The organism is Blautia sp. MSJ-36 (genome assembly GCF_018917985.1).
Taxonomy (GTDB): domain Bacteria; phylum Bacillota; class Clostridia; order Lachnospirales; family Lachnospiraceae; genus Blautia_A.
Genome location: NZ_JAHLPQ010000003.1, coordinates 1 through 21,292 on the forward strand (window position 1 = coordinate 1; position 21,292 = coordinate 21,292).

Here is a 21,292-nt window from a genome sequence, read left to right on the forward strand (position 1 = left end):
CAGACATGATCATTATTACGGATAACATCTGATGAAGGAAGAACCCCTTCTTCTGTTATCTGATTTATAGAAACTTATTAACCAAGTAGTCTTGATTGACTACATCATTATTATACTAGAAGGTGATATATTAACGTTAACAAAGGACAAATAGTGTTAAAGAGGGGAGGAATTTAAACATGACAGAATTAAAATTAGAATTTGAACTGGAAAAACCAGAACTACCAATAGAAATAGATAGATTAATCGTAAGTTTTTTTAAAGCGGCAATCCAAAACTATTCAGAAGAGCTTTTTGAGAAGTTATATACAAAAGAAAAATCTGTGCTAAAAAAGTTTACCTGGTCAAATTATTTTCCAGGTGCACAGTTTACTTCAGAAAAAATTTTATTAAGAGAAAAAAAGTTTTTTATTAATTTTTCAACTATTGACTTGGAAGAGTTGATTCATTTTTATAATGCTTTCTCATTAATCCAAGGCACAAATTTTCATATGACTCATAATTCAATGAAGTTGGTTTCGATTAGAACGCAAGAAATGCGGGATATAAAAGATACAGAGATTATTGTTAAGATGCAGAGTAGTCTGATTGTACGTAGACACGATGTAAGTAAAAATACAGATATTTATTACAGCTGTGAAGATCCGGAATTTGCAGATATTGCCAAGGATAATCTACGTATTTTTTTACAGAAGTTAGATATACCAATGGATATTAGTGACTTTTCTATTACGCCTATAAAAACTAAAAAAGTTGTAACAAAAGTATTTGGACGCTGGGTTGATGGATCAATTGGAATTTTTAAATTAACAGGAAGCGTAGAGTTATTGAATTTACTGTATGCTGCAGGATTTGGAACAAGACGTTCTGAAGGACATGGAAAGTGGGAAATTGTATATTAGAGAGAAGGTGAATACTAAAGTGGATAAATATGCAATTACTCTAGGCGATTTTCAGAAAAATGCTGGAATAGTTGGCTTTAAGTATATGCTGGATGTAGCAGAAGCAAAAGAAGAAATTGATTTTGGGATTTCAGATGATGCTCAGTCATTGTGGATTAGTGAAGATTTTGCTAAAACAGCAGACTGGACTGATATGTATTTTAAAGCGTGCGTGAAATATTTTGGTCCATTCACAGCATATCAGGGAGTGTTAGATAAAATTCAAATTTGTCTTGAAAAAATAGAGAATAATAATTGGAAACCAGGAAAGGAGGAAAAAGAGGATTTAAAGTTTATCAATGATAAACTATTATCGAATAGTTATCAAAATGGATTTGAAAATATTAAGGAAAGTATCGAAAGTGCAGAAGTATATTTAAATTTAAAAAAAAATAAGTTGAATAGCAAATTGGAACAGTATGAACTTAAACAAAGATTGATTGAGTTAAAAGAATTCCTTATCCAATCAAAATGTAGAGAAACATTTATTATGAAGAGCGCAATTTATGCATATATTAAGTGCTTTTGGAGCGGAAAGAGCTTTTTGTATAAAGGAAATGCTAAAAAAGATATGCGATTAGTCTTTGAAAAAGATTTTTCAGATCCTTTTAGAGAATATTTGGAATCAAATCACAAAAATACAAAAGAAATATGTGTTGATTGTGGAGCTCCAATATATGGAAAGAAAGAGAAAATTCCAATTACGTTTGTGAATGAAACAGGAGACGATTTTGGAAATAATAGAAAACGTTCTGCATTTTGGGAGTGTAAAGTTGATGCGTTTCTTTGTCCAATATGTTCATTTGTATATGCATTAAGCCCATTAGGTTTTCGATTATTTACTGATAAATTCATTTTTGTAAATATTAACAGTAATGTTCGTTTACTGTTGGCTTCTAACAAAAAGGTTGGAAAAAGTGTGATGGAGGGAGAAAAAAAGGAAAATCAAAAGTATTCTCAGTGGTTTGCTCAAACGATAAATATTTTGCTTAAGGAAAAAATGCAGGAGCTTACTAATATACAGATAATTATACGTGGGGTTAATGCAGAAGAAGAGAAATATATATTTTATAAACCGCCAAGAAGTACATTGAAGATAATAAGCAAACCAGAAGTAGCCAGGGCTATAGAATGGCTGGGTAAAGTGCCGAAGGCAGAAGTTGGAAATGAGGTTATTAATATACATGAAAATGTAATTATGAATTTGTTTTACCAACATAATCAATATCTTTTACTTAATTCTTTAATGAGAAATGTTATAGACGATCAAAAGCTTAATTTATATATATATTGGATATTTAAAATTCAGCTATGGTCAGAACTTATATTTGAAAAGGATAGAGAAAAAAGAAAGGGAAACATTATGGATTGTAAAATTTTAACAAGGTGTGGCTCAGAATTAAGAAAGGCTATTATGGAATCAAAAGGTGATACTACAGGTGAATCTTTAAGAGGAATTAATTATCAGCTATTAACAGCATTATCTGTAAACAATGTTGGCAAATTTATGGACATTGTTCTGAGGCTTTATGGTGTGTATGGAACTGAGAAAGATGAAAATGAAAAATCGCTTCTAATACCTAAGGCATTGATTGAAATTTTGAACGATAAAGAAAAAGCTCAGATATATGGTCATGCTTTTGTTGCTGGTTTGGTAGGGTGTTATGAAGCTGGAAAGGAGAATTGATAATTATGAGAAGAGAAGGTTTAACATTCACAATGATATTTTTGGCAGAAAGTGCAAATTACGGAGAATCAATAAGAAATTTTTCTTATTTAAAAAAAATGAATAGAGGCGATGAAAAACAATATGCGTATATTTCCAGACAGGCGATGAGATATAATATTGTAAAACAGGCAAATTGGGATAATACACCAGTTGATGGGAAGAGTGGAGTTGTTCAGTTTGCACCATCTGCAACAATAAAGGAATATCCGGAAATAGACCTTTTTGGATATATGAAAACAATTGCAAAAGGTGATAATGAAAAAGGCGGAGCGGTTACCAGAAGTGCAGTGGTTCGGCTTAGTAATGCAATTGCGTTAGAGCCGTTTCAAGGTGATTTGGATTTTTTAACTAATATGGGACTTTCAGTAAGGGGAAATTTAAAAAATGGTATTGCACAGAGTGAAATACAGCGTTCTTACTATACATATACAATATCTATAGATCTTGATAGAATAGGTGTAGACGGGGAAATTAACCTTTCAGGCGAGGTGAAAGCAGAAAGAATAAAAACACTTTTGGAATCGGTACAATATTTATATAGAGATATTAGAGGAAGAAGGGAAAATTTAAGCCCATTGTTTATTATCGGCGGTAGATATGTAAGAAAAAATCCATTCTTTGAAAACAGAGTAAATGTAAATGAAGATAAAATTAATATTGAAACACTGAAAGAAATACTGGAAGATGCTTCTGTGAAGGAGAATACATTTGTAGGTATTACTACTGGTATTTTCGATAATGAAAAAATTATAAAGGAAGAGTTAAATGCAGAATCAGTGGGAGCGGTATTTACACATTTAAAAGAGGAAGTGGATCAGTATTATGGAGAGAGCAATTAGATTACAGTGTTTTCAAAATTTGGTTAATTATAGGAAACCAACTAGCTTTATCATAAAAGAAACATTTCCATTACCACCATATTCTACAGTATTAGGGATGATTCATGCCGCTTGTGGATATAAAGAATTTCATCCAATGAAATTGGGGATTCAGGGAACGAATAGTGGAACGGTATCGGAACTCTATACAAGATATTCTTTTTCAGCAGGTGGAAAATTTGAAAAAGGACGGCATCAGATCTGCATTAATGACAATGGAAGAGAGTATGGCATTTATAAAGGAATCGCCAATGTTGAGCTTGTATGTGAAAATCGTATGGTAATTCATATTGTTCCTAATGAAGAGGACTTTGATACAATTTATCAGTCTTTAAAATATCCTTCCAGATATCTGTCCCTTGGTCGTTATGAGGACTTATTGGATATTGAACGAATAGATATTGTGAATGTTCATAAGGAAGATGAATTAGATGTAATACGAGATATGTATATCCCGGTAGAAGAGGAATGGAAGAGCGCAGAGGATAGGATTGTAGTACCAAAGCAGGGAATTACGACGGTATATAATCTGACGCGGGAATATACAATCAGTAAACAGGGATTTCGTCGTTGGAAAAAAGATGGTGGACGAGTCAGAACATATTATTGTTTAAGAGGCGTGACACTGAGAACTGGCGCATATGTGGATGATTACGAGGAAGATGTGGCTGTTGTTTTATATTAGTGTTAAGTGGGCTGGACAGTTTTCTGGACAGTCATGGAAAGAGAGCACATATGAAATTCTACGCAAAATCAAAAAGGAAACCGTTATCTCAGGAAAAAAAGGATGAGATTAAAAAAAAGTTAAAGAATATTGTTGAAAAACTAGAGAATGAACTTACTGACGCGGATCTTTGCATTATAAATAATAGTGTAAAAAAGATTGAAGAAGATATCGAGGAAGAGCAAAAAACATTGAGAGAACACCAGGAAGACATTATAAAGTGTGCGAGGCTGTTTTTTTCTCAATATGGAGCTTATTTTACAGAGAAAGAAAAGGCATTGGTTATAGAAGCTTGTCGGGTGCATGATTGGGGTAAGGCGAATGAAATATTTCAGGCAGTGGTCAATCCAGAGGTGGCTAAAGAATTAAAGATAAATGCAAGGAGAACAATTCAAATCCCACATGGTTTTCTTAGCGCAATAACCATATCTCTGCCAGAATTCAGGAATCTATCGGAGTTGTTTTCGGAGGAAGATTTTAGGCCATTTATTACAGCGGTGTATTATCATCATGATCGGGAAGATGATTATGACAGTCCAGAAATTCGGAAGTATGGAAAAAAATATTATATAAAATATATTAGTCAATATTTAAACAGGGATATTGCGAAATTGTATTGCAGTAATATATATGATCTTCTATTTCGAAATAATCTTTGCCACAGTAAGATTCAGGATGTTTCAGATGATATTTGGAATGAATATGTTGTGATTAAGGGTTTGTTGAATAAATTTGACTATACAGTAAGTGCGGGCTATGAAGAATCAGAATTTGCTGTTGATTTAGAAGAGAAGAAATTAAAAAAACAAATAGAATGTTTTTTGCAGGGGAATGTATTAAGGCCAGCGCAGAAATATATGATGGAGCATAAAGATAGTAATCTGGTTATTATAGCACCGACAGGGTCTGGAAAAACAGAAGCTTCGCTTTTGTGGCTGGACGGAGAAAAAGGTTTTTATACATTACCGCTAAAGGTTTCTTCTAATGCAATTTATTCACGAATCAAAGATAAATACCAGTATGAAAATGTAGCATTGCTCCATTCTGACAGTATGGCTAAGTATTTGAAAGAATATAAGGAAGCTTATAAAGAGAACGATTGGGAAATTTGTGAAAAGTATGATCGTTCCAGAATGTTGGCGCAGCCTTTGACTGTATGTACGGTGGATCAGCTATTTAAGTTTGTTTATAAAGCGTTGGGAACAGAGATATTTGCAGCAACGTTAAAATATTCAAAGTTAATTCTGGACGAGATACAGTCGTATGAACCTCATGTAATTGCTACGATTATATATGGTTTGAAAATGATTCAGCATCTGGGTGGGAAATTTGCAATTATTACAGCGACGTTTCCAACGGTTTTGAAGTATTTTATGGAGAAATATGGTCTGGTAGAGAATGAACAGTATCTGTTTCAGGATTTTACTGGCAGTGAATATCAGATTGAAGAGTATCCGAGACATAAAATAAAAATCATTCATGCAGAAATGGATTTGGATGAAATTGCAAAACAGGGGATGAATAAAAAGGTTCTGGTTATCTGTAATACAGTCAGGAAGGCTCAGGAGATTTATAGTAAACTGAAAGATAAGAGTGATACTGTCTGGCTGCTTCATTCCAGATATATTCGACGTGACCGAGCATTATTAGAGAAAAAAATCATGGATTTTTCGGATTCTGATGAAACAGGTATCTGGATTACAACACAGATTGTGGAAACGAGTCTGGATATTGATTTTGATGTTTTGTATACAGAAATGTGTACGGCAGAAGGGCTTTTGCAGCGTTTGGGTAGATGCAATCGTAAAGGAAGATATTGCCCGGAAGATGCAAATGTGTATGTATATGACAATCAGAACGGCGTTGGAAAAAAGAATGTCTATGAAAAAGAATTATATGATCGAGCGTTGGAACTCTTACAGAAATATGAAGATATACCTTTTGAGGAAACGATGAAGACAGAATATATGAATGAAGTGTATCAGGTAGAAGCAATTCGAGAAACAGCATATTTTAAGGAAATAGAAAAAGATTTGGAATTATTTGATAATATTAATCCAACTGAATATGTAGAAAAAGAAATTCAGGTACGTGAAATAAAAAGTATTACGATTGTTCCAGAAAAAATTTATAGTGAGAATCAAAACTTATTTGATGCGGGAATTGATTTTTTAGAGGAGCCTAATATTAGCAGAGAAGTTCGGAGCTTGATAAGAACAAAACTGGAGGATTTGACATTAGGTTTATCTCTTTATCAACGATATCCTAAGGCTGTTGATAGAGAAATAGTGAAGGCCGAAGGGACGAAGGATAAAAGAACAAGAAGAACCATGAATATTCACAGAGCAAATTGTAAATATGATTTTGAATCTGAGAGCGGTAAAGGAGCAGGTTTACTGTTGGATGAGGAACTGGAAACGGATGGTATATTTGTATAGGTGATGAAAATGGACGAGAGAATCACTGGGGTGATGATTTATTATTATTTCGTCTGCAAGCGGAAATTGTGGTATTTTTGCCATGATATCCGTATGGAGACGGAGAATGAAGATGTAATTCTTGGGAAGATTCTGGATGAGAGCAGTTATAAGAAAAAGGATAAGCATGTGAATATTGATGATATTATAAATATCGATTTTATTAGCGAACATAAGGAACTGCATGAGGTCAAGAAAAGTAAGGCTGTGGAAGATGCCGGGATCTGGCAGGTGAAGTATTATCTTTATTATTTGTAGAAACGAGGTGTGAATGGTCTTAAAGGGAAGATAGATTATCCACTGTTGAAGAAGTCTGTAATTGTTGAACTGTCGGAAAAGGATGTGGAAATTCTGGAAAGGATTCTTGTTGAGATTACAGACATCCAACATCAGGAGGTTCCATCGGTTTCGGGTAATAGTAAATTGTGTAAAAAATGTGCTTATTATGATTTGTGTACCATATAAACTTTGGATTTGTATCGGGGGAAAAGTATGAAACAAAGTTTTTACGTTTATAATAACGGGGATTTGAAACGGAAGGATAATACGCTTCAGTTTACAAATTATGATGGTGAGAAAAGGGATATTCCGATTGAGAGGATTTCGGATATTTATGTTATGTCCGAGATGTCGTTTAATACTGCGTTTATTAATTACATATCGCAGTATGGGATCCCGATACATTTTTTCAATTATTATAATTTTTATACGGGAAGTTATTATCCAAGAGAAAGTCTGCTGGCAGGTCAGCTGTTAGTGAAGCAGGTCAGTTATTATACGGATTATGAGAAAAGGCTGGTTCTTGCAAGGAAATTTATAGAGGCGGCAGCGGATAGTATTTACCGGAATCTTCGATATTATAATGGTCGGGGAAAAGATGTGTCGGAATATCTTAGAGATGTGGATTCTCTCCGTAAACAGTTGGGAAATGTGGAAACGATTGAAGAGCTGATGGGGATTGAAGGTAATATCAGAAGAAGGTATTATGCTGCGTGGAATGTGATTGTTAATCAGGAGATTCATTTTGAGAAGCGTGTAATGCATCCACCGGACAATATGATCAACTCGTTGATCTCGTTTGTTAATACGCTGATTTATACGAAGGTACTTGGTGAGATTTATCATACACAGCTGAATCCTACGGTCAGTTATCTGCATGAACCTGGGGCGAGACGGTTTTCGTTGAGTCTGGATATTGCGGAAGTATTTAAACCACTGATTGGTGACAGATTGATTTTTTCATTATTGAATCGAAACCAGATTACGGAAGATAGTTTTACAAAGGAATTGAATTTTCTTCATTTGAAAAAGGATGCGTCTAAATTAATTGTATCTGAACTTGAAAAGAGTCTCAAAAAGACAGTGATGCATAAAGATTTGGGAAGACAGGTTTCTTATCAGTATTTACTTCGACTGGAGTGTTATAAATTGATAAAGCATTTGCTTGGTGAGAAAGAATATGAAGGGTTCAGAATATGGTGGTGAATTATGTATGTGGTTTTAGTTTATGACGTAAGTCAGCAGGAGAATGGTGCGAAGCGTTGGTCGAAGATTTTTAAGATTTGTAAAAGATATTTAACGCATATTCAGAATTCTGTTTTTGAAGGTGAGCTTTCTAAGGCTCAGTTGGCGCAGTTACAGCAGGAGCTTAAGTTGTATATAGATAAAGAACTGGATTCTGTGATTATTTTCAAATCAAGGCAGGAGAAATGGTTGGATAAGGAATTCTGGGGACGGAAAGATGATGCGACCAGTTTTATCCTGTAATTGTCGACCTGTGATACGGAAAAAATCCCGGGAGGTCGACAATCCTTTATTTATAAGGAAAATGAAAGATTTGGAGGCTATTTGGAATGCAAATTTTGTTTCAAAGAAATTGTAAATGACAGGGTCGACAGAAAGTGGTAAAATAAGCCTTGTGTTATAGGTAAATGTGGAGTATGGGTATTAATAGAAACATTGTGGAATGTAAAGTGCTGTATCCAATGGTCAGTGATGCCTGGAACCGGGTATTAATAGAAACATTGTGGAATGTAAAGCATTATTGTTATAGCGTCATTATCGGCGCTGTTCAACGTATTAATAGAAACATTGTGGAATGTAAAGAAAGTCGAAAAACAAGAGCTTGCAACACGTCAAAAGGTATTAATAGAAACATTGTGGAATGTAAAGAGACAGTAACACCAAGTAGCACACAGCAGACGGTTCGTATTAATAGAAACATTGTGGAATGTAAAGAGTTCTGCAAAGGTTACTCTTACCGACTGGTCTAGTATTAATAGAAACATTGTGGAATGTAAAGACGTTAGAGTTTACAATGCCGTTTGACACATCACTGTATTAATAGAAACATTGTGGAATGTAAAGTTAAATGATTGTTTAATTGCCGATACACCGTTTTGGTATTAATAGAAACATTGTGGAATGTAAAGGAAAAGAATGTACCTACACCCGAGGTAGTTCATGAGCCGTATTAATAGAAACATTGTGGAATGTAAAGACTATCGGTGATCAAAATGCTATTTATGTAGATACAGTATTAATAGAAACATTGTGGAATGTAAAGAGTCCTGCTACAGTCGCGGTTACAGGAAGCATTTTTGTATTAATAGAAACATTGTGGAATGTAAAGTTCGTAAAAATTTTATTGGCGTTCATTCGGACAAGTCCGTATTAATAGAAACATTGTGGAATGTAAAGAATGAAAACGCCGATTCAATTCCACCGATAGCACTGTATTAATAGAAACATTGTGGAATGTAAAGGAAGCTGGTGTGTTAAATCTGTCCGGCGGTCAAGTTGTATTAATAGAAACATTGTGGAATGTAAAGGACAGTGCGTTAAGCATTTTCTTATAAGGCAACTGCGTATTAATAGAACCATTGTGGAATGTAAAGAGTAGATTGTCAGGATCAGTTTTTATATCTTTCAGAACTGTATTAACAGAACCATCATGGAATGTAAAAACCGGAGGTGTCAGTTCTTTGCTGTAATATTTTCCGCATTAATAGAACCATTCTGGAACACAAATTTAATACAAAACAACACCCCGGCGTGCTGAACACCAGCACCCCGGGGCAATAATTTTTTATAAAGTTTCTGTCAACACTTCTCCACCAACTCCAAAATCCTATCCGTTGCATGTCCATCGCAGGCGGACATGAATTTTTCTCGGAAGGCGTGAACCTGGGAGGGGTTGAAGCGGGTGTCTAGGTTTTGGATGTAGTCGATGATTTCTTCGGTTGTTTTTACGATGGGGCCGGGGGTGAGTTCGTCGTAGTTGTAGTAGAAGCCTCTCCAGTCAAAATATTCGTCCAGGTCGTAGGCGAAGAAGATCATCGGGCGCTCGAACAAGGAGTACTCAAAAATCAGTGAGGAATAGTCGGAGATGCATACATCACTGACACAAAGTAATTTGTCGATATCCAGTTCTTTGGTGACGTCCATTGCGAAATCCTGGCAGTCTTCCGGGATTTCCGGGCGTTTTTTTACAAAGGGGTGATGTTTCAGAAGCAGGAAATATTCATCTCCAAGAGCTTCTTTCATAGCTGCAATATCCAGACAGTCAGGTGTCTGAGCTTTTGCTACTCTGCCGCGGAAAGTTGGAGCGTACAGAATAATTTTTTTGGAGCGGGCTTTGGGACACACAGAATAAACAGCTTCGGCAGCGGATTCGATAAAGTTTTTATCATAAAAAACATCGGTACGGCTGATTCCGGTAGCTACAATCTGAGTATCTGTATTTTTCAGATTCATCGCCTCTTCATAAGCCCAGCTGATTTCCGGACTGCTGACAGTAACATAGGCAAGATTCCGGTAATTGGGGAATTTCTCCTGATTTTTTCGGTTGTCACCGAAAATCAGATCGGCAGTACTCATGCCGAATTTTTTGAACGCGCCGCAGGCATGCCAGACCTGAAAGATACTGCTTCCTTTTCGAAGAGAAATACAGCTTGTGACGTTGCATGCATCATTCAGGAAAATATAATGGGCATCGGAAATTTCTTTCAGCATATGAAGACTGCGTTTTGTATATGCAAGTTTTCCTGGTTTGGTATTCAGCAGGAAACATTCATGGATTTCATAGCCTTCTTTTTCCATGCGGTTATAAATCAGCTGAAAAGTATCTGTAATTTTATCAAAACGGGCTTCAATAAAAACAACCTTTTTCGGATTTACTTTTCTTGTTAGTGTGAAAAATTTATAAGCAACAGGATAGAAAAAATGAAGAACGACAGGCTTATATATTTTTCGATATACTTTAAAAACAGGAGAAAGAGGTCCCCTGGAAAGTTTTTTCAATAATTTTTTCATCTGTTAATTCTCCCAAATCATAATTGTTTTTCCCATGATCTTATGAATATCGATTTCGAAAGCACGGATGATGTCCTGAATATTTTTTACGTGGATTTCGGCTCCTACGATTTTTTCCAGCTGGTTTACCACATCCGGATTTTCTTTATACAGGTTAATAAGACCAAGAAAATCTTTCCGGCCGCTTCGGCTGCTTCCGAAAAGACGAAGACCTTTTTCCAGGATCATTCTTGTGTTAAGCGGGGCAAGGTCCTCGGACACGCCCATGATGGAAATGGTTCCCTCCGGATTAATATGGTCAATGATCTGATTGATGGCTTTGGATGAAGCAGCGCCGCCTACGCATTCGAATGCGTGGTCCAGATAAAAGTCATCCGGAATCTCGGAAATCAGGAATACATCATCTGCAAAAGAAAAATCATGAAGTTTGTATTCATTGACGCCAAACACACAGATTCTGCTTTCCGGCAGTATGATTTTCAGAAGAAGTGAAGTGATGTAACCGAGATTGCCATCGCCCCATACGCCAATTACATTTCTGCGTGTATGTGAAAAACGGAGAAATCTTTGGATGGCATGGTAGCTGACACTGACGATTTCTGTAAAAGCAGCCACAGAAAGGTTGATATCTTCCGGGAGCGGTACAAGACGATCCGGTTTCATACTGACATATTCCTGCATAAAGCCGTCAAAGCCACTGGCACGGAACTGGCTGCTCCGCAGGTAATTCTCCGCAATGACCTCATCGGTTTCGGAAGGGGTATTGGGAATCATGACCACAAGAGTCCCCTCCTGGAACTGACCGGACGGATCATAAACCACCCGGCCTACTGCTTCATGAATCAGAGCCATGGGAAGCTTTTTGCGGAGAATGTTTTCCGCACGGAGCCCCTGATAATAGCGTTGATCTGCATTGCAGATAGACAGGCGGACAGGATGAACAATCACATGGGAGGTATCAAGGGTGATATCCTTAAAAACCAGTTCAAACTGACGGGGCCTGACCAGGCGATAGACAGAAGTTAACATTTATTTTCCCTCCATTAGAGCTTCAGCCAGACGGATATCAGAAGGATATGTGATTTTGATGTTGGTAACATCACCTTCTACCAGCTGGACTTTTTCACCTTTGAGAACGAGAATTTTGCATGCGTCTGTGAGAATCTGTTTTTCTGTTGCAGTAAGGCTTTCATAAATGTCGCGGAGTTTTTTTGCCCGGAAAGACTGCGGTGTCTGGCCCTGATACATAGTGGAACGGTCCGGAATGGAACTGATAAACTGATGGCCTGCGCTTTCCACAATGGTATCCGTTGCCGGGATTACGGTGTCACAGGCGCCACATTCCTGGGCTGCACGGATATTTTCTTCAATCATGCGATGGGAGACAAAAGGACGGACAGAGTCATGGGTGACAATAATGGTATTGTCATCAAGGCCGAAATTTTCTTCAATATAGCGGATTCCATTCATGATGGTTTCGTTTCTTGTGGAACCGCCCTGTACAACAACAACGTTGGATGATCTCGGGATATATTTCCGGATCAGATCCCTGGTGTGTGAGATCCATGCTCTTGGTGAAAGAACGATTACTTTATCGAAGGCAGAATGAATGGCAAATTTTTCTATTGTGTGGATAATGATTGGTTTTTTGCCGATTTCCATAAACTGTTTCGGGCGTTCTGCGTTGCCCATTCGTGTTCCCTGGCCACCAGCCAGGATAATTCCAAAAATATTATTAGCCATATATATTACCTCTTATTTATTTGGAGATTTTGAAACATAATCCATAATACGCCGGGTTGCATGTCCGTCGCAGGCGGCCATGTAGTCCTGGAAGAAATCGTGGTATTTCTGATTAACGGAAGAATTAAGGCGTGCTTCGTCAGAAAGAACTTTTACAAGCTGTTCTTCTTTTTGAATATGGATACCTGGAAGTGTGTGGTAATCCAGATAAAAACCTCTGTTGTCCAGATATTCTTCCAGATCCGGGGCAAAGAGAACCAGTGGAAGCTGATAGATCATGGCGTCAAAGAGAATGGAAGAATAATCGGTAATGACAATATCAGCAACCGGAAGCAGTTCTTCGGAAGGAATGTCACAATTGGTTCCTTCGGTGTGTACCTGCGTATGAGGATGCAGTTTAATAATGAAATAATGTGTATCTTTCAGTTCTTCCTGAGCTTTCAGAACATCATCCAGTCCATAAACACTGGCAACCCCAGGTTTTCCACGAAAAGTCGGAGCCCAGAGAACGATCTTTTTGTTCCGGGCTTCCGGGTACTGGCTGAAAAAGTTATCCCGGCATTTCTGATTGAAAGTTTCATTAAAATACATATCTGTCCGGCTGACACCAACTGGAAGAATACTGGTTTCCGGAAGCTTCATGGCACTAGCAAAAGGTTTTATGCAGATATCGGAACTGACAGTTACCAGACTGCAGTTTGCCATTACATTGCCAACATAATAGGAAGGGATATCTTCCTCTGTGTCATAGCCGAATTTTTTGAATGCGCCACATGCATGCCAGAGCTGTATGACCTGTGTCTCGCTGCGTTTTTTGCAGGATGCGGCAGGCAGAAAATTGTCACAGATGATAACGGTTTCCGTTGTGGCGTATTTTTTCATGAAAGAAACCATATTCCGGAAAATCTTCACAGGAGAAGATTCGTTATTATTCCAGTACATTTCTGTAACCTGAAGCTCCGGATGCCTGGAAAGCTCTTCTTTTATGGCGAGCATACTGAACGGAATTTCGTCGTGATGTGCATCCGCCAGGATTACAGTTCCGGGTATGACAGGTTTTGCAGTACAGGCGTTATAAACAACCGGAAGAATCAGCTGCTGGAAAAGCATTTTTATGATTTGTTTTATTCCAAATATCATTACAGATCCTCCCGTTTTATATTATCTATTATTGCAGGTTATTATAAATCAATACCTGGCGAAGTATAACATAGTTGTTTCGAAAATTTGTTATTCTTGTTTTACAAACTTTACATAGAATTAACAATACCTGTGAAGTATAACATATCCGGGGTAGAATCACAACATTACGGTATTTGCTGACTGCAGATGCGGTTTTACAGAGATTTCAGCACATTCACAAGCCGGGAATTATCTTCCGGCATCATAATGCAGAAACGTATAAATTCGCCTTCCAGACACTGAAAGGAAGAACAGTCACGGATCATCATGCCCTGACGGATACAGGCTTCAAAAACATCATAAGAAGTCAGGCTGTCTTTCAGGATTTTCAGCAGGATAAAGTTTGCGTAAGCGGGATAAACTTTATAGGTGCTGATACTTTTCAGCTCATCAATCATTCTGTCACGTTCGGAAAGAATGAGCTGGCGTGTCTGCTGGATATATTCTTCGTCCTGGAGCATAATCTCGCCGGCAAAAGCGCCAATGCTGTTGAGGGACCAAGGAGTCTGTTTTTCACGCATTTTCTCCAGGAATTTTTTGTTTCCGGTGATGCCGTAGCCCAGGCGCATTCCGGGAGCCGCGAAGAACTTTGAGACACCACGGAGAACCATGAGATTGGTGAATTCTTGTGTCAGAGGAACTGCAGTGATGGCACTGATGTCCGGTGCAAATTCCACGTAGGTTTCATCAATCATGACAAAGATATCTTTTTCTGCACAGAAATGGATCAGATCCCGGAGGTCCTTTTTTGAGATGGCAGAAGAAGTGGGGTTGTTGGGGTTACAGAGAATGAGAAAATCATAACCCTGCTCCAGTTTTCGGCAGAGATCCGGAATGTCCGGTTCAAAATCCATACTTTCCTGAAGGTGATAATATTCCTGTGTGCTTCCGGAAAAAGAAAGTTCTCTGGAGTATTCAGAATAGGTAGGTCCAAGAATAAGGGTATGCTTCGGAGAGCGTTCCTGGATCAGAAGAGAGATCAGTTCACTGGAGCCGTTTCCCGGAAGGATAAAATCAGCCGGAATATTGCAGTAGCGGGAAATGGTATTACGAAGAGATGTATAATCTCTGTCCGGGTAGGAAGAAAGCAGTTCTATATGGCTGGCAATGGCCTGGCTGGCTCTGGGGGATAAACCCAGAGGATTCACATTTGCACCAAATTTGACGATATCTTCTTTTTTCAGATTGTAGTAACTGCAGATTTTTTCTATATCACTTCCGTGAAAAACGGGTTTTGTGTCCATTATCTGTCACCTCATTTGTTTATTTATTATTTCAGAAATTTATATCCAGTATACACCAGAAAGCCTTTTAAAGAAAGGCAGGATAGAAATTTTCTAAGTTGTCTGGTAAAATACAGTTATGCATAACTGGCGGATGGAAGACAGGTTCGTCTGGCGTAAAATACAGAGGATTTTTAACGGAGACGGACAGAAAGAGGGAAACAGAGATGAAGGCAGAAGATAAAAAAATTGCGATAATCGGTATCGGTGGTGTAGGTGGATATATAGCGGCAATGCTGGCGAAGGCTTATCCTCATGTGACGATGGTGGCCCGTGGAGCCAGAGGGGAAAGTATCCGGAAAAATGGACTGGTGCTTCACAGTGATTATAAAGGAGAAATTGTTGCAAGACCGGAACGGGTAGTTCCAGTCCGGGAAATGGGACAGCAGGATTATATTTTTATCTGTGTGAAAAATTATTCTCTGGAAGATGTCTGCGAGAGTATCCGGGATATGGTTACAGAGGATACGGTAATTATTCCAGTAATGAATGGTGTAGATCCGGGAGAAAAAATTCGCCGACTGATTGGAAAGGGAACGGTGGTGGATTCGCTGATTTATACGGTAGCTTTTTCCAATGCGGATTTTTCTGTTTCTCAGCAGGATACTTTTACCTGGCTCTGTATCGGAATTAAGGATGCAGATAAAAAACAGCAGGAAAAAGTGGCAGAGGTGTCCGCAATTCTGAAAGGTGCGGATATTGATTATAAAGACCAGAGTGATATTGAGGTGGAGATCTGGCGGAAGTATATTCTGAACTGTGCGTTTAATGTGATGACTGCTTTTTATGATAATACTATCGGGGAGTTGCGGAGTGATCCGGTGAAGGCACAGCAGTACGAGACTCTTGTATGGGAAGCTGCAAGTGTGGGCCGTGAAAAAGGGGTTGCGCTGACAGATGAGCATATCAATGAAGTGATCCATAAATTCCGCCATGTACATGCAGATAATGCAACCAGTTCACTTCAGAGAGATTTCCGTATTCGCAGAAAACAGACAGAACTTGAGACGTTCAGCGGATATATTGTGCAGGAGGCGAAGCGACTTGGTGTTTCGATTCCTCTTTCCGAAAAAATGTATCAGGGCCTGAAGGAGATGGCTGCAAAGTTTTAACCGAATCAAGAAAGTCCCTAGTCACGATCTCTCTTGACAAAGTTTCTCAACTTTGCTACAATGACGAAAATCAATTCCGTGAGGGAGTAATTCGCGTGTAAACGTGGTTTGTCAACATACTGGTGCGTGCACCTGGCAAATCTTAAAGAATGAGACTCATGTATATTTTATTTCTGTTATGGAGATAAAGTATACGTGGGTCTTTTTTTATGGCTCCGGACCGGACACATATGCAAAGGAGAAGAAAGATGCTGTTATTTATGAAAGTGCTTTTTACCCAGTTCATTGCGGAAATGGGTGACAAAACACAGCTGATGCTGGTGGCAATGACTTCCAAGTTCAAGCTGAAGGATATTCTGCTTGGAACCGGTGTTGCGATCCTGGTGCTGAACGGACTGGCGGTTCTTGCCGGAGGCCTTGTCAGTACGGTAGTTCCTACGTGGCTGATCCGTCTGATTGCCGGTGCGGCGTTCCTGTTTTTTGCGGCAACGACGCTTAAAGGAGACGATGATGAGGAAGAGAATGTAAAGGACCGGAAAATTAAGTTTGCGCCGTTGTCTGTATTCTGTACATTTTTTGTTGCGGAGCTTGGTGATAAGACACAGCTTACTGCTATTACATTTGGAGCAAACGAAGGTTTAAGTGCAGCAGTTGTTGTATGGCTGGCCTGTTCATTGGGACTTTTTGCGGCAGATGTAATCGGCCTTCTGATCGGTTATCTTCTGAAAAGCAAAGCACCGGAGGGAATTCTCAATACAGTTGCGTTTTTTATTTTTTCCATTTTTGGAATTCTGACACTGAGACAGGGATTCGGGCTTCTGATGGGGGCAGAGTCGTCTATGGTTCTTCCGCTGACTGCTGTGGTTACGGTGGCATTTGTGATCGTCTGTCTTGTGCTTTACAGGAAGTCTAAAGCAGTGCATACACAAAAATAATACAAATAATATATATTTATATGGAAATTTCAATACCGGGCAGATATTTTTTTGACTATCTATCCGGTATTGCGTGGGGGGATTTGCTGAGAAACCGGAACGGAATGAAGATGCTATTTTTACAGCAGCAACCCGTGGGTGATCTGCTGTGCATTTATTGTCGGGTCTGCGGTGGTTTTCCGGAGGGAGTTTCAGACAGGAGAGTGACAGAGTACATACCTTTCAGATCTTTTGCATACACTGTAAAAAAGCGTCTTCGGGGGCTTGGCAGTGAAAGATTATATTGAGGAACGTGCAGTTGAGATCGCAGGATATATTGTGGAAACAAAGGCGACGGTGAGGCAGGCGGCGAAGAAGTTCGGGATCAGTAAGAGTACGGTACATAAGGATTGTGTGGAACGGCTGAAAGTGATCAATCCGGTACTTGCCATGGAAGTTCGGAAGGTACTGGATGTGAATAAGCAGGAGCGGCATATCCGGGGAGGACTTGCTACGAGGGAAAAATATCTGCATGCACATATGCGGTGAAAAATGTCTGAGTTATTCTCTGAATTACTTCAGTTGACATACCGGGTAAGATGTGCGAAGATTTACCATATAATAAAACAGCAAAACACATCACAGAGGAAAGAGAGGATTTTATCATGCTGAAACAGTTATCCATCTACGCAGAAAATAAAAAAGGTGTTATGCAGAACATTACCGGGATCCTGAAGAATGAGGACATCAACATTCTGGGGTCAGTTACCAACGACAGTGCAGAGTACGGAATCGTGCGAATGGTAGTTTCTGATCCGGATAAGGCGAAAGAGGCACTGATCGCTGCCGGTTATCTCTGTCACGTGATCGATGTGATCGGGGTGGAAGTTGAGGATAAAACCGGAAATCTGAATGACCTGCTTCTTACATTGAAGGACAGTAACGTAAGCGTGGATTATCTGTATCTCTCTTTTAACCGTGATTCCGGAAAGCCGATCATGGTTTTCCATACCGAGGACACCATGGAAGTGAGAGCCTGCCTGAAGTCCAGAGGATACACCGTTTTATAAAAATAGATTATAAATAAGTTCTATATTATAAACATTAAATATTAATTTTACAAATGTATATGGCCATGCTATCATATAACCATAATAGTTCTTAACCTGTAAACAGCCACCTCAGGATATGTGAATATCCGATATTATACAGGCCCGGAACTAAAAAACTCATCACATAAAGTTAATAATTACACCCATGAAGGAATCCGTGGATCAGCGTACATGGATTCTTTCGGAAAAAGCTGTCATATCAGCGGAGTTTTCTGTGTCTCCAATGATGTGGCAGCTTTTTCTTTTGTTATACTTTCGCAGTATTTTCACAAATACATGATATATTATAAAGTGCTTTATAATAAGCAGAAAAAAATCAGACGGAAAAGAAATGGCAGAAGAGGAAAATGCAATGAAAATATTGTCAGTAAAAGAACAGAATAATAAAAAAGGAAATAAATGCTGGGTTTACATCCTGGCGTTTCTGTTTCCGGTGATGATCTTTGGGGCCGGTTTTGCGCTGAAAGGTGTTTATCCATTTGGAGAAAGTTCGGCCCTTGTGGTAGATGGGGTCCATCAGTATACTGCTTTTTATAAGGAACTTTTGAACCAGTTGCAAAAAGGTCTGGGGTGGACGTATTCGACTCATTCTATGGGCTATAATTTCTATGGCCTGTTTTGTTATTATCTTTGCAGTCCATTCAGCATTCTGGTACTTTTGCTTATGAAATTCATGTATGTGAACGAGGCGGTAACGACTGTAATTCTGGTCAAGGTAGGGCTTTGCGGCGTGTCCATGGCCTGGTATTCTGGAAAAAAATATCCGGGCAGAGGAAGTATGGCAGTTTCTCTTGGCTGTATGTATGCGCTGTCCAATTTCCTGATGGGATATTACAGCAACGTGATGTGGCTGGACTGCATAATACTGTTGCCGGTTCTGGCATATCTGATCGAACAGCTGGTTTGTACCGGGAAATGGAAGTGTTACTGCCTGGTGCTGGGATTTTGTATTTTTACCAGTTATTATATGGGATTTATGTTATGTACATTTTCCGGCCTTTATTATCTGTCAAATCTTATTACAGTGGAATCGAATCGTCGTCCGGAAAAAGTCAGGTTATCAATTCTGAAATTTTCCGGTGCGTCTGTTGCAGCGGCAGGTCTTGCGGGAATTACACTGATTCCGGGTATTGTGGCAGTGTCCAGAACAGCAGCTGCAGAGGAAGCGGGCACAGGAATTGCCGGTGTTTACGGAGATATCTGGAAACAGATGAGCGCATTGATGGAGGATTCCCTGTCTTTTGTAAAATCCAGCCAGCAGGGAGACGTAAATCTATATTGTGGCTGTGCAGTACTGCTTTTTGCAGGAATGTATTTTTTTAACAAAGAGATCCGTGCAGTGGAAAAAATTGTGGCAGGTGCATTGATTGTCCTGTATTTTGCGGGATTTCATATTACTGCTCTGAATCTGCTTTTTCATGGAATGCATAAACCGGTAGGAATTCCCAACCGTTTTGCGTTTATTCTGATTTTTTTGTTCCTGAAAATGGCCTGTGATGCCTGGGGAAAAGTGGAGAATATGAGCAGAAAGAGGATTTTTGCAGGCCTGGCAGCAGCGGAAATATTTTGTACAGTTGTGGGGATCCGAAGCGGAAAAACAGGAGAGATCCTTCTTACAGACGGAATTCTTGCAGGAATGTTTCTTCCATTGTGGACGGAAAATTATTTTTGTGGAAAACTTTCAAAGCATTCTTTCGGCTGTGTGGAAATCCGAAAGATCTGTGCCGGGATTCTTACAGTTCTGATTCTGGCTGAGACAGGAATTCATGGAATTGTCAGCATCACAGATAATGGAACCGCAAATCGTGATATTTATGTGGAAAGTGAGCAGGAAGTTTGTGGATTACTGGAGGCTGAAAAAGTGGATCAGGTGGATTACCGGGTGGCCATTGTGAATCCTCTTGTAAGAAATGAAGAAATGTTGTATCAGCTGAACGGAGTATCCATGTATTCTTCCACCAATACAGAAGAAATGTGGAATTTTGTAAAAAGTATGGGATTTGAAAATCTGGAGAACCGTTTTCAGTATGCAGGCACTACAGAGGTGATGGATATGCTTCTTGGAATCCGGTATCTTCTGTGCAGGAATACAAGAACCCTCAATACAACCTACGAAAAGATTGGAGAAAGCCAGTCTTTTGATCTGTATGAAAATTCCAGGGCATTAAAAATCGGGTATATGGTTGACAGTTCTGTACTGAATTATATTATGGAAGGAACAAATCCCATGGAAGTGCAGAACCGTCTGTTAACTGGCATTGTGGGAAAAAGACTGTATAAAATGCAGACGGTAAGTTCTGAAGTGGGTGTAATCGGAACAACCGCTTTTAATATTCGCCTGAAAAAAGGAGAACATGGTTATCTCTATATTCCGGGAACAGAGCCGGATACGGTGACGATTCAGGGTCAGGAACAGAAATCGGATTACTGGAACAATAATTTTCTGGATCTTGGTACATACGATACAGATACCACAGTCCGGGTAACTGCGGATACAGGAATGCAGGAAGCGGTTCTTGGCACATATGAGGAAGCGGATCTGGATGAGATTTATAAGGAACTTTCTTCACAGCAGATGGATCTGAGCGATGGAAAAGGAAGCATATCTGTAAAAGAGGATGGAATTCTTATGCTCAGCAGTTTTTACGATTCGAATATGACAATTACCGTAGATGGAAAAAAAGCGGAAACATTTAGTATACAGGGAATGACAGGGGTAAAGCTTTCTGCGGGAACACATAAGATTGTTATGAAATATCAGACTCCGGGGCTGAAAGAAGGAGCAGTTCTTTCTATATTAATAGCAGGAATGCTGGGAATAGTCTGGATTATCTGTATGAGAAAGGGAAAACACCGCTTTCCGGATTAAAGTAGATACATATA

17 protein-coding genes, 1 pseudogene and 1 CRISPR repeat array are annotated in these 21,292 nt (G+C 38.9%); of the genes and pseudogenes, 13 read left to right on the forward strand and 5 right to left on the reverse strand.

The window, feature by feature from the left end; genetic code table 11:
* Nucleotides 1-179: 179 nt before the first annotated feature.
* The 8 genes and pseudogenes from cas6 to cas2 all read left to right on the forward strand — a co-directional run bounded on the left by cas6 (nucleotide 180) and on the right by cas2 (nucleotide 8,516).
* On the forward strand, nucleotides 180-902 hold the full coding sequence (gene cas6 / locus KQI39_RS03360; protein ID WP_216416504.1) for a CRISPR-associated endoribonuclease Cas6: 723 nt from the start codon (nucleotides 180-182) through the stop codon (nucleotides 900-902).
* A 19-nt stretch (nucleotides 903-921) separates the two neighbouring features.
* Nucleotides 922-2,628, forward strand: coding sequence for a Cas8a1 family CRISPR/Cas system-associated protein (locus KQI39_RS17260; protein ID WP_330653930.1), 1,707 nt, complete (start codon nucleotides 922-924; stop codon nucleotides 2,626-2,628).
* Nucleotides 2,629-2,633: 5 nt separating this feature from the next.
* Complete coding sequence (gene cas7i, locus KQI39_RS03370; protein ID WP_216416508.1) at nucleotides 2,634-3,509, forward strand: type I-B CRISPR-associated protein Cas7/Cst2/DevR; 876 nt, start codon at nucleotides 2,634-2,636, stop codon at nucleotides 3,507-3,509.
* Nucleotides 3,493-4,233: a CRISPR-associated protein Cas5 gene (gene cas5 / locus KQI39_RS03375; RefSeq protein ID WP_216416510.1), complete on the forward strand. Its 741-nt coding sequence runs from the start codon at nucleotides 3,493-3,495 to the stop codon at nucleotides 4,231-4,233. Before cas7i ends, cas5 begins: the two co-directional genes overlap by 17 nt.
* Nucleotides 4,234-4,283: 50 nt before the next feature.
* Nucleotides 4,284-6,710, forward strand: coding sequence for a CRISPR-associated helicase Cas3' (gene cas3 / locus KQI39_RS03380; RefSeq protein ID WP_216416513.1), 2,427 nt, complete (start codon nucleotides 4,284-4,286; stop codon nucleotides 6,708-6,710).
* A 33-nt stretch (nucleotides 6,711-6,743) separates the two neighbouring features.
* Nucleotides 6,744-7,214, forward strand: a pseudogene (gene cas4 / locus KQI39_RS03385) (CRISPR-associated protein Cas4).
* A 27-nt stretch (nucleotides 7,215-7,241) separates the two neighbouring features.
* Nucleotides 7,242-8,234, forward strand: coding sequence for a type I-B CRISPR-associated endonuclease Cas1b (cas1b, locus tag KQI39_RS03390; protein WP_216416517.1), 993 nt, complete (start codon nucleotides 7,242-7,244; stop codon nucleotides 8,232-8,234).
* A gap of 3 nt (nucleotides 8,235-8,237) precedes the next feature.
* Complete coding sequence (gene cas2 / locus KQI39_RS03395; protein WP_216416520.1) at nucleotides 8,238-8,516, forward strand: CRISPR-associated endonuclease Cas2; 279 nt, start codon at nucleotides 8,238-8,240, stop codon at nucleotides 8,514-8,516.
* A 177-nt stretch (nucleotides 8,517-8,693) separates the two neighbouring features.
* Nucleotides 8,694-9,715: a CRISPR direct-repeat array (repeat unit 30 nt; unit sequence GTATTAATAGAAACATTGTGGAATGTAAAG).
* 136 nt (nucleotides 9,716-9,851) lie between these two features.
* Here the strand turns inward: cas2 and KQI39_RS03400 are convergent.
* The 5 genes from KQI39_RS03400 to KQI39_RS03420 all read right to left on the reverse strand — a co-directional run bounded on the left by KQI39_RS03400 (nucleotide 9,852) and on the right by KQI39_RS03420 (nucleotide 15,232).
* Nucleotides 9,852-11,063 (reverse strand): CDP-glycerol glycerophosphotransferase family protein, encoded by a 1,212-nt coding sequence (locus KQI39_RS03400; RefSeq protein WP_216416523.1) that lies wholly within the window; start codon nucleotides 11,061-11,063, stop codon nucleotides 9,852-9,854.
* 3 nt (nucleotides 11,064-11,066) lie between these two features.
* Nucleotides 11,067-12,092, reverse strand: a complete 1,026-nt coding sequence (locus KQI39_RS03405) for an alcohol dehydrogenase catalytic domain-containing protein (RefSeq protein ID WP_148445491.1) — start codon at nucleotides 12,090-12,092, stop codon at nucleotides 11,067-11,069.
* Nucleotides 12,093-12,806, reverse strand: a complete 714-nt coding sequence (locus tag KQI39_RS03410; RefSeq protein ID WP_216416526.1) for an IspD/TarI family cytidylyltransferase — start codon at nucleotides 12,804-12,806, stop codon at nucleotides 12,093-12,095.
* A gap of 12 nt (nucleotides 12,807-12,818) precedes the next feature.
* On the reverse strand, nucleotides 12,819-13,946 hold the full coding sequence (locus KQI39_RS03415; protein WP_216416529.1) for a CDP-glycerol glycerophosphotransferase family protein: 1,128 nt from the start codon (nucleotides 13,944-13,946) through the stop codon (nucleotides 12,819-12,821).
* A gap of 197 nt (nucleotides 13,947-14,143) precedes the next feature.
* Nucleotides 14,144-15,232: a pyridoxal phosphate-dependent aminotransferase gene (locus KQI39_RS03420; RefSeq protein WP_216416532.1), complete on the reverse strand. Its 1,089-nt coding sequence runs from the start codon at nucleotides 15,230-15,232 to the stop codon at nucleotides 14,144-14,146.
* A 206-nt stretch (nucleotides 15,233-15,438) separates the two neighbouring features.
* Here KQI39_RS03420 and KQI39_RS03425 point away from each other — a divergent pair, with 206 nt between their 5' ends.
* From KQI39_RS03425 to KQI39_RS03445, 5 genes are all read left to right on the forward strand, one after another.
* Entirely contained in the window at nucleotides 15,439-16,383 is a 945-nt protein-coding gene (locus tag KQI39_RS03425) for a ketopantoate reductase family protein (protein ID WP_216416533.1), read from the forward strand.
* A gap of 248 nt (nucleotides 16,384-16,631) precedes the next feature.
* Nucleotides 16,632-17,318 (forward strand): TMEM165/GDT1 family protein, encoded by a 687-nt coding sequence (locus tag KQI39_RS03430; protein WP_148445480.1) that lies wholly within the window; start codon nucleotides 16,632-16,634, stop codon nucleotides 17,316-17,318.
* A 270-nt stretch (nucleotides 17,319-17,588) separates the two neighbouring features.
* A complete protein-coding gene (gene spoIIID, locus KQI39_RS03435; RefSeq protein WP_148445477.1) occupies nucleotides 17,589-17,846 on the forward strand; it encodes a sporulation transcriptional regulator SpoIIID in 258 nt (85 codons plus the stop codon).
* A 116-nt stretch (nucleotides 17,847-17,962) separates the two neighbouring features.
* Entirely contained in the window at nucleotides 17,963-18,367 is a 405-nt protein-coding gene (locus tag KQI39_RS03440) for an ACT domain-containing protein (RefSeq protein WP_021976037.1), read from the forward strand.
* A 394-nt stretch (nucleotides 18,368-18,761) separates the two neighbouring features.
* Nucleotides 18,762-21,278 carry a YfhO family protein gene (locus KQI39_RS03445; RefSeq protein ID WP_216416537.1) on the forward strand — a complete coding sequence of 839 codons (2,517 nt, stop codon included), beginning with the start codon at nucleotides 18,762-18,764 and terminating at the stop codon, nucleotides 21,276-21,278.
* Nucleotides 21,279-21,292: the final 14 nt, after the last annotated feature.

Coding starts and splice junctions, on each gene's coding strand:
- cas1b (WP_216416517.1), top strand. CDS start 7,242: ATGAAACAAAGTTTTTACGTTTATAATAACGGGGATTTGAAACGGAAG.
- KQI39_RS03430 (WP_148445480.1), top strand. CDS start 16,632: ATGCTGTTATTTATGAAAGTGCTTTTTACCCAGTTCATTGCGGAAATG.
- cas5 (WP_216416510.1), top strand. CDS start 3,493: ATGGAGAGAGCAATTAGATTACAGTGTTTTCAAAATTTGGTTAATTAT.
- KQI39_RS03425 (WP_216416533.1), top strand. CDS start 15,439: ATGAAGGCAGAAGATAAAAAAATTGCGATAATCGGTATCGGTGGTGTA.
- KQI39_RS03415 (WP_216416529.1), bottom strand. CDS start 13,946: ATGATATTTGGAATAAAACAAATCATAAAAATGCTTTTCCAGCAGCTG.
- KQI39_RS03420 (WP_216416532.1), bottom strand. CDS start 15,232: ATGGACACAAAACCCGTTTTTCACGGAAGTGATATAGAAAAAATCTGC.
- KQI39_RS03445 (WP_216416537.1), top strand. CDS start 18,762: ATGAAAATATTGTCAGTAAAAGAACAGAATAATAAAAAAGGAAATAAA.
- cas2 (WP_216416520.1), top strand. CDS start 8,238: ATGTATGTGGTTTTAGTTTATGACGTAAGTCAGCAGGAGAATGGTGCG.
- cas7i (WP_216416508.1), top strand. CDS start 2,634: ATGAGAAGAGAAGGTTTAACATTCACAATGATATTTTTGGCAGAAAGT.
- cas6 (WP_216416504.1), top strand. CDS start 180: ATGACAGAATTAAAATTAGAATTTGAACTGGAAAAACCAGAACTACCA.
- cas3 (WP_216416513.1), top strand. CDS start 4,284: ATGAAATTCTACGCAAAATCAAAAAGGAAACCGTTATCTCAGGAAAAA.
- KQI39_RS03400 (WP_216416523.1), bottom strand. CDS start 11,063: ATGAAAAAATTATTGAAAAAACTTTCCAGGGGACCTCTTTCTCCTGTT.
- KQI39_RS03440 (WP_021976037.1), top strand. CDS start 17,963: ATGCTGAAACAGTTATCCATCTACGCAGAAAATAAAAAAGGTGTTATG.
- KQI39_RS03405 (WP_148445491.1), bottom strand. CDS start 12,092: ATGTTAACTTCTGTCTATCGCCTGGTCAGGCCCCGTCAGTTTGAACTG.
- KQI39_RS03410 (WP_216416526.1), bottom strand. CDS start 12,806: ATGGCTAATAATATTTTTGGAATTATCCTGGCTGGTGGCCAGGGAACA.